This window comes from Clostridium aceticum (genome assembly GCF_001042715.1).
Lineage (GTDB): Bacteria > Bacillota > Clostridia > Peptostreptococcales > Natronincolaceae > Andreesenella > Andreesenella acetica.
Genome location: NZ_CP009687.1, coordinates 1,643,443 through 1,660,255 on the forward strand (window position 1 = coordinate 1,643,443; position 16,813 = coordinate 1,660,255).

A 16,813-nucleotide genomic window follows, 5' to 3' on the forward strand; every position below is an offset into this window, starting at 1 on the left:
AGGTAATAATCGTGGCAAGGATAGAGATCAAAGGAACGATAGTATCAAATGACGATAAATGGATATATGAATGGCTTGAAATGGATGCTACAAGTCCAAGGGATGTAAGTAATGCGATTGAAAAAGCTAATGGTGAAGATTTAGAGTTAGAAATTAATAGTGGCGGTGGTTCAGTATTTGCTGGATCAGAAATCTATACCTTATTAAAAGACTATCAGGGAAATGTGACAGCTAAAATACTAGGAATAGCTGCTAGTGCTGCGAGTGTAATAGCGATGGCAGCAAAAACTATAAAAATATCTCCAACAGCACAAATCATGATACATAATGTGTCATCAAGAGCATGGGGTGACTACAGAGATATGCAGCAGCAATCAGAGGTTTTAAAGAATTATAACACATCCATTGCTAATGCCTACAGACTAAAGACTAATATGGATGAAAATCAGCTATTAGAGCTAATGAACAAAGAAACATGGTTAAATGCCCAACAAGCAAAGGAATTGGGTTTTGCTGATGAGATTATGTTTGATGATGCAAACCAATTGGTGGCCGGTATCAATACATCAGTGTTACCACAAGAGGTAGTAAATAAGATTAGAAACTATATGCATAAACCTTTAGACAGTGGCAAAGCAGCAGTAGTGGAGGATAAGAAGAATGAGGAGGAATCTGTAATGACAGTAGAAGAAATGAAAAACAAGCATCCAGAACTGTATAACCAAATTCTTAATGAAGGTAGAAACCAAGGAATTCAAAATGAAAGAGCTAGGATGCAAAATCTAGATGATTTAGCGATGCCCGGCAATGAAGAAATTATTAATAAAGCAAAGTACGAAAGTGGAATTACTGCTGAAGAAGCTGCTATGCAGATCATTAAGGCAGAAAAAGCAAAAGGCAGTGCCTTTCTAGAAAATAGAAAGAAGGATGTAGAGGATTCAAATGTCAACGGTATTGACGGTGCACCAGCACCACAAAATCATGAAACTAAGGCACAACAAGAGGAAAAAGAAGCTGAAGAGCTTGCTAATGCAGTAAACAAGAGGAGGGGAATCTAATGTACAAAGTTTTAGGAGAATTTATACCTGATAATCTTATTGCCGGTAACGAGTTTCCCATTTTGACTAAGGGAATTACATTAGCAAAAGATCAAGGGGTGTTATTAAGAGGTACGGTGGTAGGGATTGTCACAGCTACAGGATTAGGAAAAATTGCTGATAAGTCTGAAAGTGATGGAGCACAAAATCCTTATGCCATTTTAACAGATACGGTAGATACTGGGGAAGATGATGTAGTCACAACAGGTTATATTAGTGGACTGTTTAACGCAAAAGCCCTGATCTTTGGTGGGGAAGATACTGCTGCAGATCATGAAATTGAGTTAAGAAAACTAGGAATTTACTTAAAAGAAAGTCTTTAGATAAAAGAATGAGGAGGAGAAAAAAACTATGGGCAATATAAATATTTACAGCACCAGAACCATGATGAAGGCCATCAAGCTAATGAAACCTGTACGAACATTCTTAAGAGATACTTTTTTTCCTAAGTACGAAACCTTTCTAACTGAGCATGTGGATGTAGACTATAAGAAGGGAAAAAGAAAGATGGCTCCTTTTGTGGCACCTAGAGTTGGCGGCGTGATAATGGATAGGGAGGGTTATGTGACCAATACCTATAAAACACCTAAAATTGCTCCTACAAGAGTGACAACACAGGATGATATTTCTAGAAGAGTGATGGGGGAGGATGTATATAGTACAAGAACACCTGAAGAAAGGGCTAGGGAATTGCTGGCCCAGGACTTAATTGAATTGGATGATTATATTACTAGAAGAGAGGAATGGATGTGTAGAGAGGTATTATTTGGCGGTAAGGTGGTTATGAAAGGTGAAGGTTTTGAACAGGTGCTAGATTTCAATTTTACTAATAAAGAAATATTGGCAGCGGGGGCTCTATGGACGGCTGATACATCTGATCCGATTGCAGATATGAAGAGATGGAGACTTAAGATTATTCAAAAGACGGGTATGACTCCAAATATTTGTATTATGGCATCTGATGTTGTAGATACATTTATTAACCACGGCAAGGTGCAAAAATTATTAGATATTCAAAGATTAAATATAGGAGCTATTGAGCCTTCAGTAAAAGCTGAAGGTATTACTTTTATTGGGAAATTACCTTTGCTGGGCTTAGAAATATATAGTTATGATGAGTGGTTCCTTGACGATACCGGCGAAGAACAACCAATGGTGCCGGAAAAGCATGTGCTTATGGGGGTTACTGGCTCAATGAAGAGACTTTATGGTGCTGTCACTCAAATCGAGAATGGTCAGTTTGTAACTATCGAAGGAATAAGGATTCCTAAATCTTGGGTTGATGAGGACAATGAGGTAAGAAAACTTAGAATAGCCACTAGACCACTTCCAGTACCTGAGGATGTTGATAGTTGGCATAATGCCATTGTTAAATAAGGGGGTGATGTGATTGGCATTGATAGCTAAGTCTACAGTAACGAATCGTGATAAAGAAGGAAACCTTGTTGAATTTAAACAAGGGGAAGAAATAAAAGGTCTTGATAAAAAAGAAGCAGCTAGATTGATAGACTTAGGTGTAGCTGAAGAAGGTAAAGCATCACAAAGTACAGAGGAAGATGATAAAAAAAAGTAAGGCATAGGATAATTTATAGAGCGAGAAAGAGAAGAGAGGATGAGCGTATTTATGGGAAATTTTAAGGATTTTCTTTCATCCGACTTAGATAATGTTTTCTTCAATGAAGATGAATTTGCAGAAACCCATACAGTTGATGGAAAAGAAATGAAGGTTATTGTAGATAATGATGCACTCACAGAAAGAAAACTAAGCTCAAGAACATCAAAGCCTTCAGATGGAGTATATGTAGGGGATATTCTTTTTCATGTAATGGCAAAAGTATACGAAGGGCGCCCTGCAATAGGGAAAATATTAAAGTTTGATGGTAAACTATATCGTATTAGTGATTTCCAGGAAGAAGAAGGGATGTACACCATTACGATTGTGAGGAATAAGGCATGATTAAGATAGATGCTAAAAAAATAAAAAAGGTGGAAAAACAGTTGGGGAGCTTTTCAAATAAGGCTCCTACTGTCATTTCTTGGGCTTTAAATCGTACTGCAAGTAATGTACAGGCAAACGCAGTTAGAAAAGCCAGAGCAGAATATAATATTAAAGCTCAAGATGTTAAAGATACAATTAAAATAACAAAAGCTAACAAACAGACTTTAGGTGCTTTAGTAAAATCAAGCGGGAAAGGAACGCCACTGATAAAATTTAAAGTAACTCCTAAACAAGTAGACCCTAAGAAACCTCCTAAGGTTTTAAAAGCAGCAGTGAAAAAAGGAGGGTTAAAAAAGGTGATAGGAGCATTTGTGGCTGACCTCAGAGGTAATAAGATATTTAGAAGAAAAAAAAGCAAAAGGCTGCCGATAAAGGAGCTATTTGGTCCTGCTGTTCCCCAGATGTTAAACAATATAGATGTAAGAGTTTATATTGAAATAGAGGCTCTAAAAACATTTGATAAAAGACTGGAACGTGAGATTAAAAGGGTTTTGGAGGTTAATCAATGATAGTTACCTTTTTACAAGATTGTTTAATCAAGGAGTTGCAAGATATATTGGGTGGCATGCTTTTTAAAAACAGCAGAGATGAAAGGGTACCAATAAACATTTATTCTCAGTACCTTCCAGCAAAAGAGGATGAAGATGATGAACAGCATTATCCATATATTATCGCAAGAGTATTGGATGGGGATGATAGCGAAGAAAATCAACCAGCATCCTGTAAGATTATGTTAATTATAGGATTGTACGATGAGGATGATAGATATCAAGGATACAAAGATGTGATGAATGTTATAGAAAAAATTCGTCAGTTCTTATTAAAAAAGAGAATGGTTGCAGGACAGTTTATTCTTGAGTATCCGTTGCAATGGGCGGTAAACGAAGAGGATGTATATCCCTTTTATTTTGGTGGGATAGAAACAAACTGGACTTTACCTGGAATAAGAATGGAAGATGAGGAGGGAATGATTTGAGTAAAGTAAAGATACCGCAAGAAGAACAAGGTCTTGGAACTGTAATGTATTGTGGTGCTAGTCTACCTAATGGCATATTACAGCAATATACCATATTTAAAAAGGGCTTTCCAAAACATGTAAAGCAGCATATGGAAAAATGTCCAGCGTTAAGATCTATGATGGTGAGCCCAGAAAATATAGCAGATGTAAGAAAAAATATAGAGATACTGGGAACTAGAGAAAACAAACTCTTTAAAGAAACTGTGGAGTATGCAAAGGGAGTGAGGGAATAATGTCTTATCAACACGGCATTAGTATTTTAGAAAGACCTACCCCTGTGATACCACCGATTCAAACATCGGCAGGGGTTCAAGTAGTTGTAGGTACTGCTCCTATTCATTTAGCAAAAGATTATACAAGAGCAGTAAATAACCCTATTATAACCTACTCATGGGGCGAGGCGGTTGAAAACTTGGGGTATAGCGATGATTGGGATAAGTTCACATTATGTCAGTCTATGGATGTAAGCTATAGGAGATTTAATGTAGCACCAGTGATTTTTATAAACGTATTGGACCCCAAAGTGCATAAAGAAGATAAAGAGAATGAAACAGTAAACATAGTCAATAAAGTAGCAGGATTAGAGGTTCAGGGGGTTTTGCTGGACTCTATAGTGGTGAAAGGCACTGATGCTGCTACAACCTATGAGAAGGATGTTGATTATGATGCTGGCTTTGATAAAGATGGAAATGTAGTCATTAACATTCTTGAAGGTGGTAATATTCAGCAAGGTATAGCAGAATTAAAACTAAACTACACAAAACTAGATCCCAAGAAGGTAACGAAACTGGACATTATAGGAGGGTATGATGCAGCTGTAAATAAATATTATGGGCTTGAATTAGTAAACCAAGTCTATCCAAAGTTTGGGGTAGTACCTGGACTATTATTGGCTCCTGGATGGAGTCATATCCCAGAGGTAGCTTCAGTAATAGATGCTAAAAGTATTAAAATCAATGGAAATTTCAACTGTATGAATGTGCTGGATATTGACTCTGAAGAGGTAGTAAGTTACCAAGATGCACGTGAATGGAAAAACAATCATAGTTATACTTCACAATTTTCTATGGTTTGCTACCCAAAAGTGCAAATAGGAGAAAGGAAATATTGGTACAGTGCTATTATTGCAGCTTTGACAGCTTATACAGATGCACAGAACGATGATGTGCCTTATAAATCTCCATCAAACAAAAGACTGCCTATTACGGGGACTGTACTAGCAGATGGTACCGAAGTGTTTTTAGATCAGTTACAAGGAAACTTCTTAAATGGAGCTGGAATTATTACAGCTATTAATATAAATGGTTGGCGTTCATGGGGTAACAATACAGCGGTATATCCTGCTTCAACAGACCCTAAGGATAGGTTCATTCCTATTAGGAGGGTGTTTAACTGGTGGGGGAATACCTTTATACAAACTTATTTTCAAAAGGTTGATGAACCCACTAACTATAGATTAATTGAGAGTATAGTAGACTCTGAAAACATCAGAGGCAATGGCCTTCAAGCAAAAGGACAAATTGCAGGGGCAAAAATAGAATTTCTAGAAGCAGAAAATCCAATGACAGACATACTGAATGGGAAAATTACTTTCATACAAAAGATAGGAGCTTTTCCACCAGCTGAGGATATTGTTAATATCCTTGAATTTGATCCAACGATTCTTTCAGATGCTTTATTTGGAGGTGATCAATAATGTCAGTAAATGCCATGCCTGAAAAAGTTGTAGCCTATAATGTTTACGATGAAAATGAAAAAATTGTAGGTGTATCTGAGGAAGTAACGCTACCTAACTTGGAGTCTATGACAGAAACAATATCTGGTGCAGGGATAGCAGGGGAATACGAAAGCCCTACACCGGGTCATTTTAGCAGTATAACGATGGAGATTCCTTTTAAAGTGATCTATGATGCTTCTTTTAAAATGATGAGTCCGGGAGGAAGGACAATTGTGTTAAGGGCATCACAGCAAAGTTATGATATAGCTGCAGGAAGGATACAGTACAGGGCTTTAAAAATAACTTTAAAAGTGCTGCCTAAGGGGTTAGACCTCGGGAAAATTGCTGCTGGAAAAATGACAGAAACTAAAAACACACTGGAAGTTATTTATATCAAGATTGAGGAAAACAGAAAGACGCTTCTAGAATTAGATAAATTAAATTTTGTTTATGTAGTGAATGGAGTAGATGTTCTTGCAGATGTTAGAAACCAAATATAGAGGGGGTAAATAATTATGGTTGTAATTAATAAGAAAAACAAATATCATGTAACGTTTAGAAAGCCTTATGAGTTTGAAGGAAAAACATATACTGAGGTTGATTTGTCAGGGATAGAAAAACTTACTACTAACGATCTGGTTGAAGCTGATAAGATATTTGCTTCTGAAGGAAATGTTGCAGGGATGAATGAAATGTCGGTGGGTTATGCGTGTATTATTGCTAGTAAAGCCAGTCATAAGCCATTAGAATTTTTTCAGGGATTGCCAGCAAATGAAGGGATCAAAGTTAAAAATATAGTAGTAAGTTTTTTTTACGAATAGATTTTAAGCCAGGAGATGGGCAGGTGCTAAGAAAAGCGGCTGTCCATTTTTCTTGCAGAGGAATTGGAAGCATAGAATACTTTTCAAATCTAGCGATAATGGACCTGCTAATGGTAGCCAACGATATTAAGGCGGTGATGAAAAGTGGCGGGTAGGAAATACGAGATAGCCTTCCAGTTAGGTGCAAAAGTTCAATCGTCTATGGGTAATGCTTTTGGTGCAGCACAGAAAAATATAAATGGTATTAATAAGGGACTAAGGCACACTGAAAATCAAGCTGGTATAACTACAAGAGCTGTAAGTGGTTTAAGCAAAGGTTTGAAGATGTTAGCAGGTGCAGCAGGAGCTTATGTAGGTTATAGGGCGATGAAGGCTTTTGCTAATGAGAGTGTAGAAGCTGCCAAAGCTCAAATAGAAGTGGAAGAAAAGCTAGAAGCTGTACTTAAAAACGTTAAATCTCTACAAAAGGAAGGCCCAGAAGCCTATAAAAAAGCCCAAGTAGAGTTATTGGGTCTTGCATCTCAGCTCCAAAATGTAGGTGTTATAGGTGATGAGGTTACTATAGCAGGTATGCAGCAATTAGCCACATTTCAGATGAGTCAAAAAGAGATTGGCGTATTATCAAAAGGGATGTTAGATCTATTAGCACAGCAAAAGGGTTTAAATGCATCGCAACAAGACGCTGTTGGTGTGGCAAATATGATTGGTAAAGTTATGGATGGTCAAGTAGGTGCTTTGTCTCGTGTGGGGATCAGTTTTACAGATGCACAGGCTGAGGCGATTAAGTTTGGAGATCAGATGACCAGAGCTAAAGTTCTGGCTGAGGTTTTGGAACAAAATGTTGGTGGTGTAAACGAAGCTCTAGCCAAGACAGATCAAGGAAAAATACAGCAGATGACCAACGCTTGGGGAGATATGAAGGAAGAAGTAGGTAAAAAAGTGTTAAGTGTTCAAGCTAGGTTTGCAGGCTGGTTTTTCACCAAAATACCTAGGATTCAAGGGAGCATATTAGGTTTAACCGATAGATTGACTAGAGGAATTGACTTTATTGCAGGAGGATTTAATAAAATAAGTCCTCATATTACTAGATTAACAGGGAATTTACAGCAGTTTAACCCTTATATTGACAGTGTTACAGAAAAATTTAGTTGGTTGGCAAGTGTTGGCATAACAACATTTCTTAATATAAGACAGGCAGTGACAAACAATATTCCTACACTTGAAAGAGTCAGGGATTTAGCGTTGGTGTTAGGCGATAGAATAAAAAATGGTTTAGGGCAGGCATTTGAGGCAGCACAACCAACAATTGAATGGATGTTTATAACTGGTTTGCCTAAAACGGTGGATGTATTAGCAAGGGTAGCTGATGGGGCTATGGATGTATATGAACTCATAAGCAATAATTGGACATTCATAGAGCCTATCGTATGGGGCATAGGCGTTGCGTTTGGCACATGGAAACTAGCTTCTTTAGTGATGGAAACATATAAGTTTACTACTGCACTAATTGTTGCTACTAAGGTAAAGAAGGCACACACTATTGCTACGATTGCATCTACCAAGGCTAAGCTTATAGATAAGGCAGAAACACTTTACCTTACAGCCTTATATGTTAAAGACGCAGTTGTAAGAGGGGCTAGTACAGCTGCAACATGGGCTCAAGTGGCAGCTACAAGTGCGTGGAATGTGGTGGCAGGGATAGGGACTGTTGTTACTAAAGGATTTGGTGCTGCTATAGCCTTTGCAACTTCTCCTATAGGAATGATAGTGATCGCTATAGGTGTCTTGATTGCTGCTGGAGTTGCTTTGTATAAGAACTGGGATACAGTTGGAGAAAAGTCAGCTAAAATTTGGAATGGCATTAAAGATGCAGTCAGAGGACCAGCTAACAGTATCATTGGTTTTGCTAATGGTATTATCGGGGCTTATGAAAAAATGCTTAATGGCGTTGGTAGTGCAATCAATAAGATTCCAAGTGTTAAAATTCCTGATTGGGTACCAGGTGTGGGGGGAAATGAATTTGGAATTCCTAATATACCAACTGTAAGTATTCCTAAAGTACCCATGTTAGCTACAGGAGGTATTGCTGTAGGACCTACGCTGGCAATGGTAGGTGAAGGTAGTGAAAGTGAAGCGATATTGCCTTTGTCTAAATTACAAAACCTACTAAATACTTCTACTGTAAATAATTCAACAACAAATAATGAGCAGCCTATTCACTTTCATTATTCCCCCCAGTATATTATACAAAGTGATGCAGATATAGAAAAACTAAGAAAGATTGATAAACAAAATCAACAGGATTTCAGAAGACAAGCACTGGATTTTATTGAAAATCAAAAAAGAGTATCAATAGGTTAATGATTGAGGTGGAGCATGGAAAAATATATTACTGTTTTAGGTGATACATGGGATATGATAGCCTATAGGGTGTATGGTGATGAAACATACGCAAGGGATTTGATAAAAGCAAATCCTAAACACATCTATACTGTTATATTTTCTGGAGGAATTGAGTTAAATGTTCCAGCAGTAGAAAAAAGGGAGTTAATATCAATGTTGCCGCCTTGGAAAAGAGGTAATGAATATGCTGGCACGTAGAGCTGATATAGCGGTTAAATATAGCGGTATTGATATTACTTCAGATATAAAAAAAGATTTACTAGTGTTTTCCTATACAGATAATGCTTCAGAAAATGCAGATGATGTAAGCATATTACTGAAGGATAACAAGCTTAAATGGTTGAACCAATGGTTTCCACAAAAGGGTGATAGCTTAGAATCAGAGATTAACACAATGAATTGGAGATTTGATGGGGATAGGCAAAGCCTACCCTGTGGATCAAGCATTATAGATGAACCAGAATATAGCGGTAGGCCGAGAGTATTAACTCTAAAAGCCATATCTATCCCTGCAAACAGCAATTTTACAACAACCAATAAAAGTAGAGTATGGAACAATATAACCTTTAAAACAATAGCTCAAGATATAGCAAATCAGGCTGGTTTGTCATTGTTTTTTGATAGCAAGAGCAATCCTATCTATGCCAGGCAGGAGCAGTCAGAGGTATCAGATATGAAGTTCTTAGCAGAGTTATGCAAAAATGAAGGATTAGCGTTTAAAGTTACTGATAAGAAAATAGTAATATTTGATGAGGCAGAATATGAAAAAAGACCTAGTGTAGCAAAATTTAAAGAAAGCAGCAGTACCTTGAAAAGGTATAACTTTAAGACAACATTTACTGATACGGCTTATGCCGGATGCAATGTCAAATACTATGATGCAGCATTAGGAAGGAATATAGAATTTCTATTTGCCTTGAAAGATATAGACCCTGAGAAAGATAAAGTATATGAACTAAATGCAAGGGTCAAGACAGGGGAAGAAGCTAAAAGATTAGCGCAGAAAACATTAAGAAAGATCAATAAGAAGGAGTACAGAACGATTTTAGAAGTCGCTGGAGACATAAATATAGTAGGTGGCAGCTGCATTGATTTAGAGGAGTTTGGCGTATTTAGCGGTAAATATTATGTTGATAAAGCCATCCACAATTATGATGGTGGGTATAGCGTGAGTATCGAAGGCCACAAGGTATTGGAGGGTTATTAATGTTTGATGATATAGATTCTAAGAAGGTTATTAGTATTTTGATGAATATAATACGTGTTGGGACAGTTCATTCTGTTGATGAAGTAAAGGGAACGGTAAAGGTAAGCTTTCAAGATAAAGACAAAATAGTCAGCAATGATCTGCCTATACTAGACAGAGAATATGATCTTCCCAAAGTAGGTCAACAGGCACTATGCTTATTCCTTCCTAATGGTATTCAAGAGGGATTTTGTCTAAGATCCTTTTATTCAAACGTTAATCCTCCACCGGTGCAAGATAAAAATTTATACCATAAAGCCTTTGGAGATGGGACTTGTATCGAATACGACAAGATAAATAAAGAACTTACAATAAAAGCTGCAGGTGATTTGAAAATAATATCTAGCGGTGATATCTTGATAGAGGCTGATGGAAACCTAACTACTAAAGCGGGGAATTTTAATAGTGCTATCAGTCAAGTTAAAACTGTTCCCATTATACATCATCCTTAGAGGGGAGGTAGCTGGCATTTATGATTGGATACTTTGGAGACATCGTCTTTGAAAGCTCCGATACAAGAGTATTAACTTTTAGTGGATTCACCAAAAGCACTGTAGGAAGATGGGGAAAACATGAGGTGATAGGACAAAAACCTGCAAACGAGTTTATCGGTCCAGACTTAGAGGTCATAACATTTACTATCAATTTGAATGGTAACTTTGGTGTGATGCCTTCAAAAGAGATTGAAAAATGGGTTAATATGGTCAATGAAGGCATGGCTGATGTGCTGGTAATAGGGAGTAGAGTAATTGGCAGTGATAAATGGTGTGTAAAAGAAGTTAGTGAGGCATGGGGTGTGGTTTTAAATGGCGGTGTCTTATATTCAGCCAAAGTTGATGTAACACTAGAGGAATATGTAGAAAGCATCGAAGTATTTGAACCTCAAATAGCGATTCCTGAACCTAGCGCACCCTCCGCCAAATATGGTGTGGTTACAGCTTCTGTACTAAATGTTAGAAATGGTCCAGGGATGAATCATCAAATAATAGGCAAGCTTCCCAGAGATACAAGAGTTACAATTACTGGGCAAGAGGGACAGTGGCACAGGATCAACTTTGGAGAGGGTAAGGGGTATGTTTCTGCTACATACATAAAGCTTATTTAGTTTAGGAGGTAACTAGGAATGATAGATCTATTTGCGGTTGAATTTATATCTCCAGATAATGCTGCTGAAGAGGTTATTAGAAACTTAAGGGTGCTATTCACTACGCCACAAGGAACTGTGCCCTTTGATAGAGGCTTTGGTGTAGATTTTAGTATAGTTGACGAGCCTGTGAATTTAGCACGAGGAAAAATAACTGTTGAGTATGTAAGAAAAGCGCAACGCTATGAACCACGGGCTAAGGTCACAGAAGTTTTCTTTGAATATAAAGAAAATAAATTAATCCCCAGGGTGAAAGTGAGGGTTGATGCAATTGATTGATTTAAATAATCTGCCAGAAGTAGAATTTGCACAGAAGGATATAAAGGCAATCCTTGCTGATACTATAGCAGGATATGAGGAAGCGTATTTTCAGCAGCATGGAAAAAAGAAGAAACTGTATCCAGGTGATCCGATTCGTATATTTTTATATACTCAAGCTCTAAGGGAATTTCAACTAAGACAAATTATAGATTTTTCAGCTAAACAAAATTTACTAAAGTATTCAACAGGCCCATTTCTTGAAAACTTAGCTGCACTACGAGAAGTAGAAAAGCTTCCAGCAAGTCCAGCAAAAGTTTCTCAAAAGTTTATATTAAATACTCCTCAATCAGTTGTTCAAATAATTCCCCGAGGTACTCGGGTGAGTCCTGGAGGTGATATATATTTTGAAGTTAAAGAGAATATGGAAGTCCCTATTGGAGAGATAGAAATAACTGCAATGCTAGAGTGCACATCTGAAGGAAAGATAGGAAATGGATTTATGCCGGGACAAATTAATATACTGGTAGATGCACTTCCTTTTATAGAAAGCACTGTTAACTTAGATGAAAGTCAAGGTGGATCTGATGTAGAAGATGATGAAAACTTTAGAGAAAGAATAAGATTAGCTCCTGAGAGTTACAGCGTAGCTGGGCCAGCAGGGGCTTATGAGTTTTTTGCTAAGAAATATAGTTCTGCGATACAAGATGTGCGAGTGTTTTCACCTTCTGCTGGGGTTGTGGATGTAAGAGTACTGCTTGAAAATGGAGAAATACCGAATGAGGCTTTTTTACTGGGGCTTAAGGAATCTTTAAGTGATAAGACAATAAGACCTTTAACGGATCATGTCATAGTGGGAGCACCTAAAGCAGTTGAATACGATATAGAGTTAACATACTATATTTTGTCTGAAAATGCTGCGTCAGTAACTTCTATCCAAGGCAATATACAGAAAGCAGTAAATGAGTATATCTTGTGGCAGAAAACTAAAATAGGCAGGGATATTAATCCTTCTGAACTGGTTGCTAGGATAAGAAATGCAGGTGCTAAAAGGGTTGAGATTATTCAACCAAGTTTTATACAACTACAAAATATAGAAGTTGCTAAAGAAGTAAATGTGTCGGTAAACTATGGAGGGTTAGAGGATGATTGATGTATATAATATCAAGCTGATTGATATTTTGCCACCTAATTTCAAAAATGATCCTGATATTTTAGCAGCATCTAAGGCTTTAGATGATGAATTTGTGCTGTTGATTGATGAAGTTAAAAATTGTATCCTTCTTCCACGGATTGATGAACTGGGTAGCGAACTCATAGATTTGTTGGCCTGGGAACTCCATGTTGATTTTTATGATACGAGCTTATCATTGGAGAAAAGGCGGCAATTAGTAAAGAACTCGCTTAAATGGCATAAAAGGAAAGGTACTCCGTCTGCTGTTGAGGAAGTAATAACCACTGCATTTGATAATGCTTGGATAGAGGAATGGTTGGAATATGGTGGAGAACCATATCATTTTCGTATAAAAACAGAGGCTTTAATAGAAGACGCACAAAAATTAAATCAAATATTTAAAGCTATAAATTCTGTGAAGAATACAAGAAGTTGGCTAGACAGTATTGCTATTGAGCGAGCTAATCGTTTAGGAGTTAATCTTGGTACTGTAACGCAACAAAGTATCAAAATAACTATAGTATCCAAGTTGTTAAAAGATACTTATAATCTAGAATCAAATATATTTTTAGGAGCTGTTTGTACTCAAACAAATGAAATTACAATTTATACGGAGGTGAATTAGTTTGGCTCAGTTTAATCAAATGATATTAACAAACTTAGGCAGACAGCTGCAAGCAAAGGCTCAAACGGGAATGGAGTTGCAATTTACTCGGGTAGCTGTAGGGGATGGAAACTTACCCTATGGAACAAACCTAGATGAATTAACAGCACTAATTAATGAGAAAAAGTCTTTAGGGATTACATCAGTACAGGTTATAGGAGATGGGACATCAAGAGTTAGAGCGAGTGTAACAAATGAAGGACTGCTTGAAGGATTTTATATCAGAGAAATTGGACTCTTTGCTACGGACCCTGATCAAGGTGAAATTCTATACTGTGTAGCAAATGCAGGTCTGCTATCTGACTTCATGCCAGCTGGCACTGGCGCTAACATAGTAGAGTCTATTTTAAATTTAATTACAGTAGTAGGCAATGCTGCAAATGTTACTGCAGTAATTGAATCTGGAATATATGTCACTACGGATGAGCTAATTAACTTAGCTGGGGAAAGTAGGACAACAGAAACAGTTAAAGGAAATGCAGATGTTATTGCGATGCACTTGGCTGAAAATACGGCACACGCATCAAATGTAAATCCAACAGCAAATAGAATAGCTATGTTTGATACTAATTCAAAATTGAGAATACCTAAAAGTACAGACAGGCACTTGTCTAAAAATGATAATTTTTTTAGACCTGCCCCTATAGTTTTTAATGACAGTTCAAGCTTTGAAATAGGTAGTAAAATAGCTATACCAATAAGTGAATTTAACCCTAATCGATTTGACAGTGAATACCAAGGAATGTTAGTTGCCTATTCTTCGTCACCAGGGACAAGCGGTAGGTCATGTGGATTGGCATATATTACGTCAACGAATAATAGTGGCACATCTTGGCAAATAAATGTTTTAGTCCCTATCACAAACGTAACTGTTACTCACAATGCTACAAATAACACTATTGAAATCACAAACAATACAGGTGCAACTAGAGTTATAAGATGTGATTGCATGATGTTTTAGGAGGTGTCAAAATGGCGAAAATTCAATGTCCTAGAGATTATAATTATTGGTATATCCTTAGCTATGCAGGGGTAGACCCAAGCAAAGAAAACAATAGATGGACTTACGATGAAGAGAAAGAAGAATTGATAGCAGAAGTTGAGCAGGAAACACTAGACAATGCTTTGAATCAATATGACCATCAAGCTTGGCTAAAAGAGTTAGACAAAATCAACAACCCTAAAACAAAAGAGCAAATATTAGAAGAACGATTGAAAATTACAGAAGATGCTTTATTGGGGTTAATGGATATTATTATGATGGGAGGAATGTAGAATGTACGGATTTATATTAAATATGTGGATTATGAGAAGAATTGACCAAGTAAAGGTATTATCCTATGTACCGACTTTTATTAGCCAAGAAGAAGCAAATATGATAATAGCAACGCCGCAGATTTAAGTCATAATTAATATTAATGTACATCCCTTTATTGTTTTGCTAAAATAGTATTAATGCAGGAAAAGGGGGATTCTTATGAAAAAGTTCGATTTAGATGAAAACAGGTTTACTAGGATATCAGGTTTTTTAACTGTAGGATATAGAGATTACCTTGCAGCTCGGACCCTGTTAATAAATGGGCTACTCTATAGAGGAGTTATTATTTCTGCTACTTCAATAGAGAAACTATTAAAAGTATTTATCATTCTAAACGGTAGCCCTAAAAAAACACATAAGGTTGATAAACTTTTCGATGAAGCTATTGAATTTGATACAAATTTAAGTACACATATTAATAGAGATTTCATAGATTTCTTGGCAAAGGCATATGACCTTCGATACTTTGATAATGAAGTTTTTAGTAAACCAAGTAAAAGATTTAAGTTATCAGTAGCACAGTATAAAACTTTAGCAGAACTAGACCTTACAGCTATTACCATCTTAAATAGTTTTAAGGTACACTATTCTGGTTACGAACTAAAATCAGAATACCATTCACATCTTGAAGAAAAGTATGACTTACTATATGATAAGAACTTCATATTGAATAAAACATCAAAACAGAGCTTAATTGAGCAAAATCAAAAAGTATATCAAATAAAAACTGTTGAAAATGGAGGTGTTATGGAGCGGTTTTATCAAACAGAGAGTGCTAAAAATGATGGAGTTTTTATTTTTAAGGATGAGCGATAGGACGTAAAAGGTCAACATACTAATGTTGGCTTTTCTTATTCTCGTACCTATTTGGAAATTTATACGATATAAACATGCTAGAAAAGCGTGTCATTTTTATGCGCTAAAAACAATTCTATAACTTGAGAAAGTAGGTGGGCTATGGAAAATGAGGTTATCAAAATGCTGATAGGTCAAGGAGTATTTGCTATACTCTTTGGCTATTTGCTTTTTTACGTATTAAAAGAAAACAGTAAAAGAGAAATAAAGTATCAAGAGATTATTCAAGACTTAAGTGGCAGATTCAACATCATTGAAGATGTACAAAAGGATGTTAAAGAGATCAAGAACAAAGTTTTCAGATAAGGGAGGATAAATGATGGAAAAGATAATTACTGCCGATCCAGGACACGGTGGAGAGGATAGGGCCAATAAAGGCCCTACTGGATATGTAGAAGCAGACGGTGTTTTGGATATTGGTCTTAGACTAAAAGAGTTGTTGATAAAAGAAGGTTACCCAATAAAAATGACGAGAGAAAAGGATGAAACAGTAGCACTTTATGACAGAACCCAAATGGCTAATAAATGGCAGGGGAGGCTTTTCATCAGCCTTCATACCAATGCTGGAACTGAAACCTCAAATGGAATAGAAACCTTCTACACCTTAAACAATGAATGGCAAAACAAACAACATCATCAAGAGGCAAAAAGAGCAGCAGAAATCTTTCAAAGGAATTTAGTTGAAGCTACAGGATTAAGGGATAGAGGGATCAAAACAAGACTAGTAGACAATCCAACCTCACCCATCCATGGGAAAGACTATTATGCAGTCATCAGAAGAAGCAACATGCCAGCAATTCTCGTAGAGATGGGTTTTCACTCCAACCCAAGAGAAGAAGCCCTATTAAAAACACCAGCCTTCAGACAAAAACTAGCTGAAGCTCTATTAAAAGGCATGAAGGAGGTCTATCCATTGAAGAAGCAAAACATCGTTGAAAAACAAAATATTAAGCTAAATATTCACGGCATGCCTTCACAAGTTGAAGGTATTTTTTATGAGAATAAAAACTATGTACCGGTTACTTTTCTAAGAGAATTAGGTTATAAAGTTACTGGGCACGGAACAAATGTAGAAATTGAATACAGAAAGGAGCAATAA

General features: G+C 36.7%; 26 protein-coding genes. All 26 read left to right on the plus strand.

The features are described 5' to 3' along the window. The first annotated feature begins 11 nt into the window (after positions 1–11). The 26 genes from CACET_RS07600 to CACET_RS07715 all read left to right on the plus strand — a co-directional run bounded on the left by CACET_RS07600 (position 12) and on the right by CACET_RS07715 (position 16,813). The gene (locus CACET_RS07600; RefSeq protein ID WP_082058115.1) at positions 12–1,058 is read left to right on the plus strand and encodes a head maturation protease, ClpP-related; all 1,047 of its coding nucleotides are present in this window, start codon (positions 12–14) and stop codon (positions 1,056–1,058) included. Beyond that, the gene (locus CACET_RS07605; protein WP_044823759.1) at positions 1,058–1,420 is read left to right on the plus strand and encodes a head decoration protein; all 363 of its coding nucleotides are present in this window, start codon (positions 1,058–1,060) and stop codon (positions 1,418–1,420) included. The genes CACET_RS07600 and CACET_RS07605 overlap by 1 nt, the downstream gene beginning before the upstream one ends. A 28-nt stretch (positions 1,421–1,448) precedes the next feature. Then, a complete protein-coding gene (locus CACET_RS07610) occupies positions 1,449–2,474 on the plus strand; it encodes a major capsid protein (protein WP_044823760.1) in 1,026 nt (341 codons plus the stop codon). Between the two features lie 13 nt (positions 2,475–2,487). Further along, complete coding sequence (locus tag CACET_RS07615) at positions 2,488–2,670, plus strand: hypothetical protein (RefSeq protein ID WP_044823761.1); 183 nt, start codon at positions 2,488–2,490, stop codon at positions 2,668–2,670. Between the two features lie 51 nt (positions 2,671–2,721). Next, the gene (locus tag CACET_RS07620; RefSeq protein WP_044823762.1) at positions 2,722–3,054 is read left to right on the plus strand and encodes a hypothetical protein; all 333 of its coding nucleotides are present in this window, start codon (positions 2,722–2,724) and stop codon (positions 3,052–3,054) included. Then, the gene (locus CACET_RS07625) at positions 3,051–3,605 is read left to right on the plus strand and encodes a phage tail protein (RefSeq protein WP_044823763.1); all 555 of its coding nucleotides are present in this window, start codon (positions 3,051–3,053) and stop codon (positions 3,603–3,605) included. The genes CACET_RS07620 and CACET_RS07625 overlap by 4 nt, the downstream gene beginning before the upstream one ends. Next, entirely contained in the window at positions 3,602–4,072 is a 471-nt protein-coding gene (locus tag CACET_RS07630; RefSeq protein WP_044823764.1) for a hypothetical protein, read from the plus strand. The genes CACET_RS07625 and CACET_RS07630 overlap by 4 nt, the downstream gene beginning before the upstream one ends. Continuing rightward, positions 4,069–4,347, plus strand: coding sequence for a hypothetical protein (locus tag CACET_RS07635; RefSeq protein WP_044823765.1), 279 nt, complete (start codon positions 4,069–4,071; stop codon positions 4,345–4,347). The genes CACET_RS07630 and CACET_RS07635 overlap by 4 nt, the downstream gene beginning before the upstream one ends. After that, positions 4,347–5,810, plus strand: a complete 1,464-nt coding sequence (locus CACET_RS07640; RefSeq protein ID WP_044823766.1) for a phage tail sheath family protein — start codon at positions 4,347–4,349, stop codon at positions 5,808–5,810. Before CACET_RS07635 ends, CACET_RS07640 begins: the two co-directional genes overlap by 1 nt. After that, positions 5,810–6,331, plus strand: a complete 522-nt coding sequence (locus CACET_RS07645; RefSeq protein WP_044823767.1) for a phage major tail tube protein — start codon at positions 5,810–5,812, stop codon at positions 6,329–6,331. The genes CACET_RS07640 and CACET_RS07645 overlap by 1 nt, the downstream gene beginning before the upstream one ends. A gap of 15 nt (positions 6,332–6,346) precedes the next feature. After that, positions 6,347–6,652, plus strand: a complete 306-nt coding sequence (locus tag CACET_RS07650; protein WP_044823768.1) for a phage tail assembly protein — start codon at positions 6,347–6,349, stop codon at positions 6,650–6,652. Positions 6,653–6,675: 23 nt separating this feature from the next. Beyond that, positions 6,676–6,807, plus strand: a complete 132-nt coding sequence (locus CACET_RS21100; protein WP_278287098.1) for a hypothetical protein — start codon at positions 6,676–6,678, stop codon at positions 6,805–6,807. Beyond that, a complete protein-coding gene (locus tag CACET_RS19420) occupies positions 6,797–9,013 on the plus strand; it encodes a phage tail tape measure protein (RefSeq protein ID WP_052661255.1) in 2,217 nt (738 codons plus the stop codon). Before CACET_RS21100 ends, CACET_RS19420 begins: the two co-directional genes overlap by 11 nt. Before the next feature lie 15 nt (positions 9,014–9,028). Then, a complete protein-coding gene (locus tag CACET_RS07660) occupies positions 9,029–9,253 on the plus strand; it encodes a tail protein X (RefSeq protein ID WP_044823769.1) in 225 nt (74 codons plus the stop codon). Beyond that, complete coding sequence (locus CACET_RS07665; protein ID WP_052661256.1) at positions 9,240–10,262, plus strand: phage late control D family protein; 1,023 nt, start codon at positions 9,240–9,242, stop codon at positions 10,260–10,262. Before CACET_RS07660 ends, CACET_RS07665 begins: the two co-directional genes overlap by 14 nt. Beyond that, positions 10,262–10,753: a phage baseplate assembly protein V gene (locus CACET_RS07670; RefSeq protein WP_044823770.1), complete on the plus strand. Its 492-nt coding sequence runs from the start codon at positions 10,262–10,264 to the stop codon at positions 10,751–10,753. The genes CACET_RS07665 and CACET_RS07670 overlap by 1 nt, the downstream gene beginning before the upstream one ends. A gap of 20 nt (positions 10,754–10,773) precedes the next feature. Continuing rightward, positions 10,774–11,406, plus strand: coding sequence for a phage tail protein (locus tag CACET_RS19425; protein ID WP_052661257.1), 633 nt, complete (start codon positions 10,774–10,776; stop codon positions 11,404–11,406). A gap of 18 nt (positions 11,407–11,424) precedes the next feature. Beyond that, positions 11,425–11,724, plus strand: coding sequence for a GPW/gp25 family protein (locus CACET_RS07680; protein ID WP_044823771.1), 300 nt, complete (start codon positions 11,425–11,427; stop codon positions 11,722–11,724). Then, on the plus strand, positions 11,711–12,856 hold the full coding sequence (locus CACET_RS07685) for a baseplate assembly protein (RefSeq protein WP_044823772.1): 1,146 nt from the start codon (positions 11,711–11,713) through the stop codon (positions 12,854–12,856). Before CACET_RS07680 ends, CACET_RS07685 begins: the two co-directional genes overlap by 14 nt. After that, positions 12,849–13,502 carry a phage tail protein I gene (locus CACET_RS07690; RefSeq protein ID WP_052661258.1) on the plus strand — a complete coding sequence of 218 codons (654 nt, stop codon included), beginning with the start codon at positions 12,849–12,851 and terminating at the stop codon, positions 13,500–13,502. Before CACET_RS07685 ends, CACET_RS07690 begins: the two co-directional genes overlap by 8 nt. A 1-nt stretch (position 13,503) precedes the next feature. Beyond that, positions 13,504–14,502 carry a phage tail-collar fiber domain-containing protein gene (locus CACET_RS19430; RefSeq protein ID WP_052661259.1) on the plus strand — a complete coding sequence of 333 codons (999 nt, stop codon included), beginning with the start codon at positions 13,504–13,506 and terminating at the stop codon, positions 14,500–14,502. Between the two features lie 11 nt (positions 14,503–14,513). Next, the gene (locus tag CACET_RS07700) at positions 14,514–14,816 is read left to right on the plus strand and encodes a hypothetical protein (RefSeq protein WP_044823773.1); all 303 of its coding nucleotides are present in this window, start codon (positions 14,514–14,516) and stop codon (positions 14,814–14,816) included. 1 nt (position 14,817) lies between these two features. Continuing rightward, complete coding sequence (locus CACET_RS21105) at positions 14,818–14,943, plus strand: hypothetical protein (RefSeq protein ID WP_278287099.1); 126 nt, start codon at positions 14,818–14,820, stop codon at positions 14,941–14,943. 75 nt (positions 14,944–15,018) lie between these two features. Then, positions 15,019–15,675, plus strand: a complete 657-nt coding sequence (locus CACET_RS07705; protein WP_044823774.1) for a HEPN domain-containing protein — start codon at positions 15,019–15,021, stop codon at positions 15,673–15,675. A gap of 141 nt (positions 15,676–15,816) precedes the next feature. Next, positions 15,817–16,020 (plus strand): BhlA/UviB family holin-like peptide, encoded by a 204-nt coding sequence (locus CACET_RS07710; RefSeq protein ID WP_044823775.1) that lies wholly within the window; start codon positions 15,817–15,819, stop codon positions 16,018–16,020. A 13-nt stretch (positions 16,021–16,033) separates the two neighbouring features. Continuing rightward, positions 16,034–16,813 (plus strand): N-acetylmuramoyl-L-alanine amidase family protein, encoded by a 780-nt coding sequence (locus CACET_RS07715; protein ID WP_052661260.1) that lies wholly within the window; start codon positions 16,034–16,036, stop codon positions 16,811–16,813.

Coding starts and splice junctions, on each gene's coding strand:
- CACET_RS07605 (WP_044823759.1), top strand. CDS start 1,058: ATGTACAAAGTTTTAGGAGAATTTATACCTGATAATCTTATTGCCGGT.
- CACET_RS07610 (WP_044823760.1), top strand. CDS start 1,449: ATGGGCAATATAAATATTTACAGCACCAGAACCATGATGAAGGCCATC.
- CACET_RS07620 (WP_044823762.1), top strand. CDS start 2,722: ATGGGAAATTTTAAGGATTTTCTTTCATCCGACTTAGATAATGTTTTC.
- CACET_RS07625 (WP_044823763.1), top strand. CDS start 3,051: ATGATTAAGATAGATGCTAAAAAAATAAAAAAGGTGGAAAAACAGTTG.
- CACET_RS07630 (WP_044823764.1), top strand. CDS start 3,602: ATGATAGTTACCTTTTTACAAGATTGTTTAATCAAGGAGTTGCAAGAT.
- CACET_RS07640 (WP_044823766.1), top strand. CDS start 4,347: ATGTCTTATCAACACGGCATTAGTATTTTAGAAAGACCTACCCCTGTG.
- CACET_RS07645 (WP_044823767.1), top strand. CDS start 5,810: ATGTCAGTAAATGCCATGCCTGAAAAAGTTGTAGCCTATAATGTTTAC.
- CACET_RS07650 (WP_044823768.1), top strand. CDS start 6,347: ATGGTTGTAATTAATAAGAAAAACAAATATCATGTAACGTTTAGAAAG.
- CACET_RS07660 (WP_044823769.1), top strand. CDS start 9,029: ATGGAAAAATATATTACTGTTTTAGGTGATACATGGGATATGATAGCC.
- CACET_RS07665 (WP_052661256.1), top strand. CDS start 9,240: ATGCTGGCACGTAGAGCTGATATAGCGGTTAAATATAGCGGTATTGAT.
- CACET_RS07670 (WP_044823770.1), top strand. CDS start 10,262: ATGTTTGATGATATAGATTCTAAGAAGGTTATTAGTATTTTGATGAAT.
- CACET_RS19425 (WP_052661257.1), top strand. CDS start 10,774: ATGATTGGATACTTTGGAGACATCGTCTTTGAAAGCTCCGATACAAGA.
- CACET_RS07680 (WP_044823771.1), top strand. CDS start 11,425: ATGATAGATCTATTTGCGGTTGAATTTATATCTCCAGATAATGCTGCT.
- CACET_RS07685 (WP_044823772.1), top strand. CDS start 11,711: ATGCAATTGATTGATTTAAATAATCTGCCAGAAGTAGAATTTGCACAG.
- CACET_RS07690 (WP_052661258.1), top strand. CDS start 12,849: ATGATTGATGTATATAATATCAAGCTGATTGATATTTTGCCACCTAAT.
- CACET_RS07700 (WP_044823773.1), top strand. CDS start 14,514: ATGGCGAAAATTCAATGTCCTAGAGATTATAATTATTGGTATATCCTT.
- CACET_RS21105 (WP_278287099.1), top strand. CDS start 14,818: ATGTACGGATTTATATTAAATATGTGGATTATGAGAAGAATTGACCAA.
- CACET_RS07705 (WP_044823774.1), top strand. CDS start 15,019: ATGAAAAAGTTCGATTTAGATGAAAACAGGTTTACTAGGATATCAGGT.
- CACET_RS07710 (WP_044823775.1), top strand. CDS start 15,817: ATGGAAAATGAGGTTATCAAAATGCTGATAGGTCAAGGAGTATTTGCT.
- CACET_RS07715 (WP_052661260.1), top strand. CDS start 16,034: ATGGAAAAGATAATTACTGCCGATCCAGGACACGGTGGAGAGGATAGG.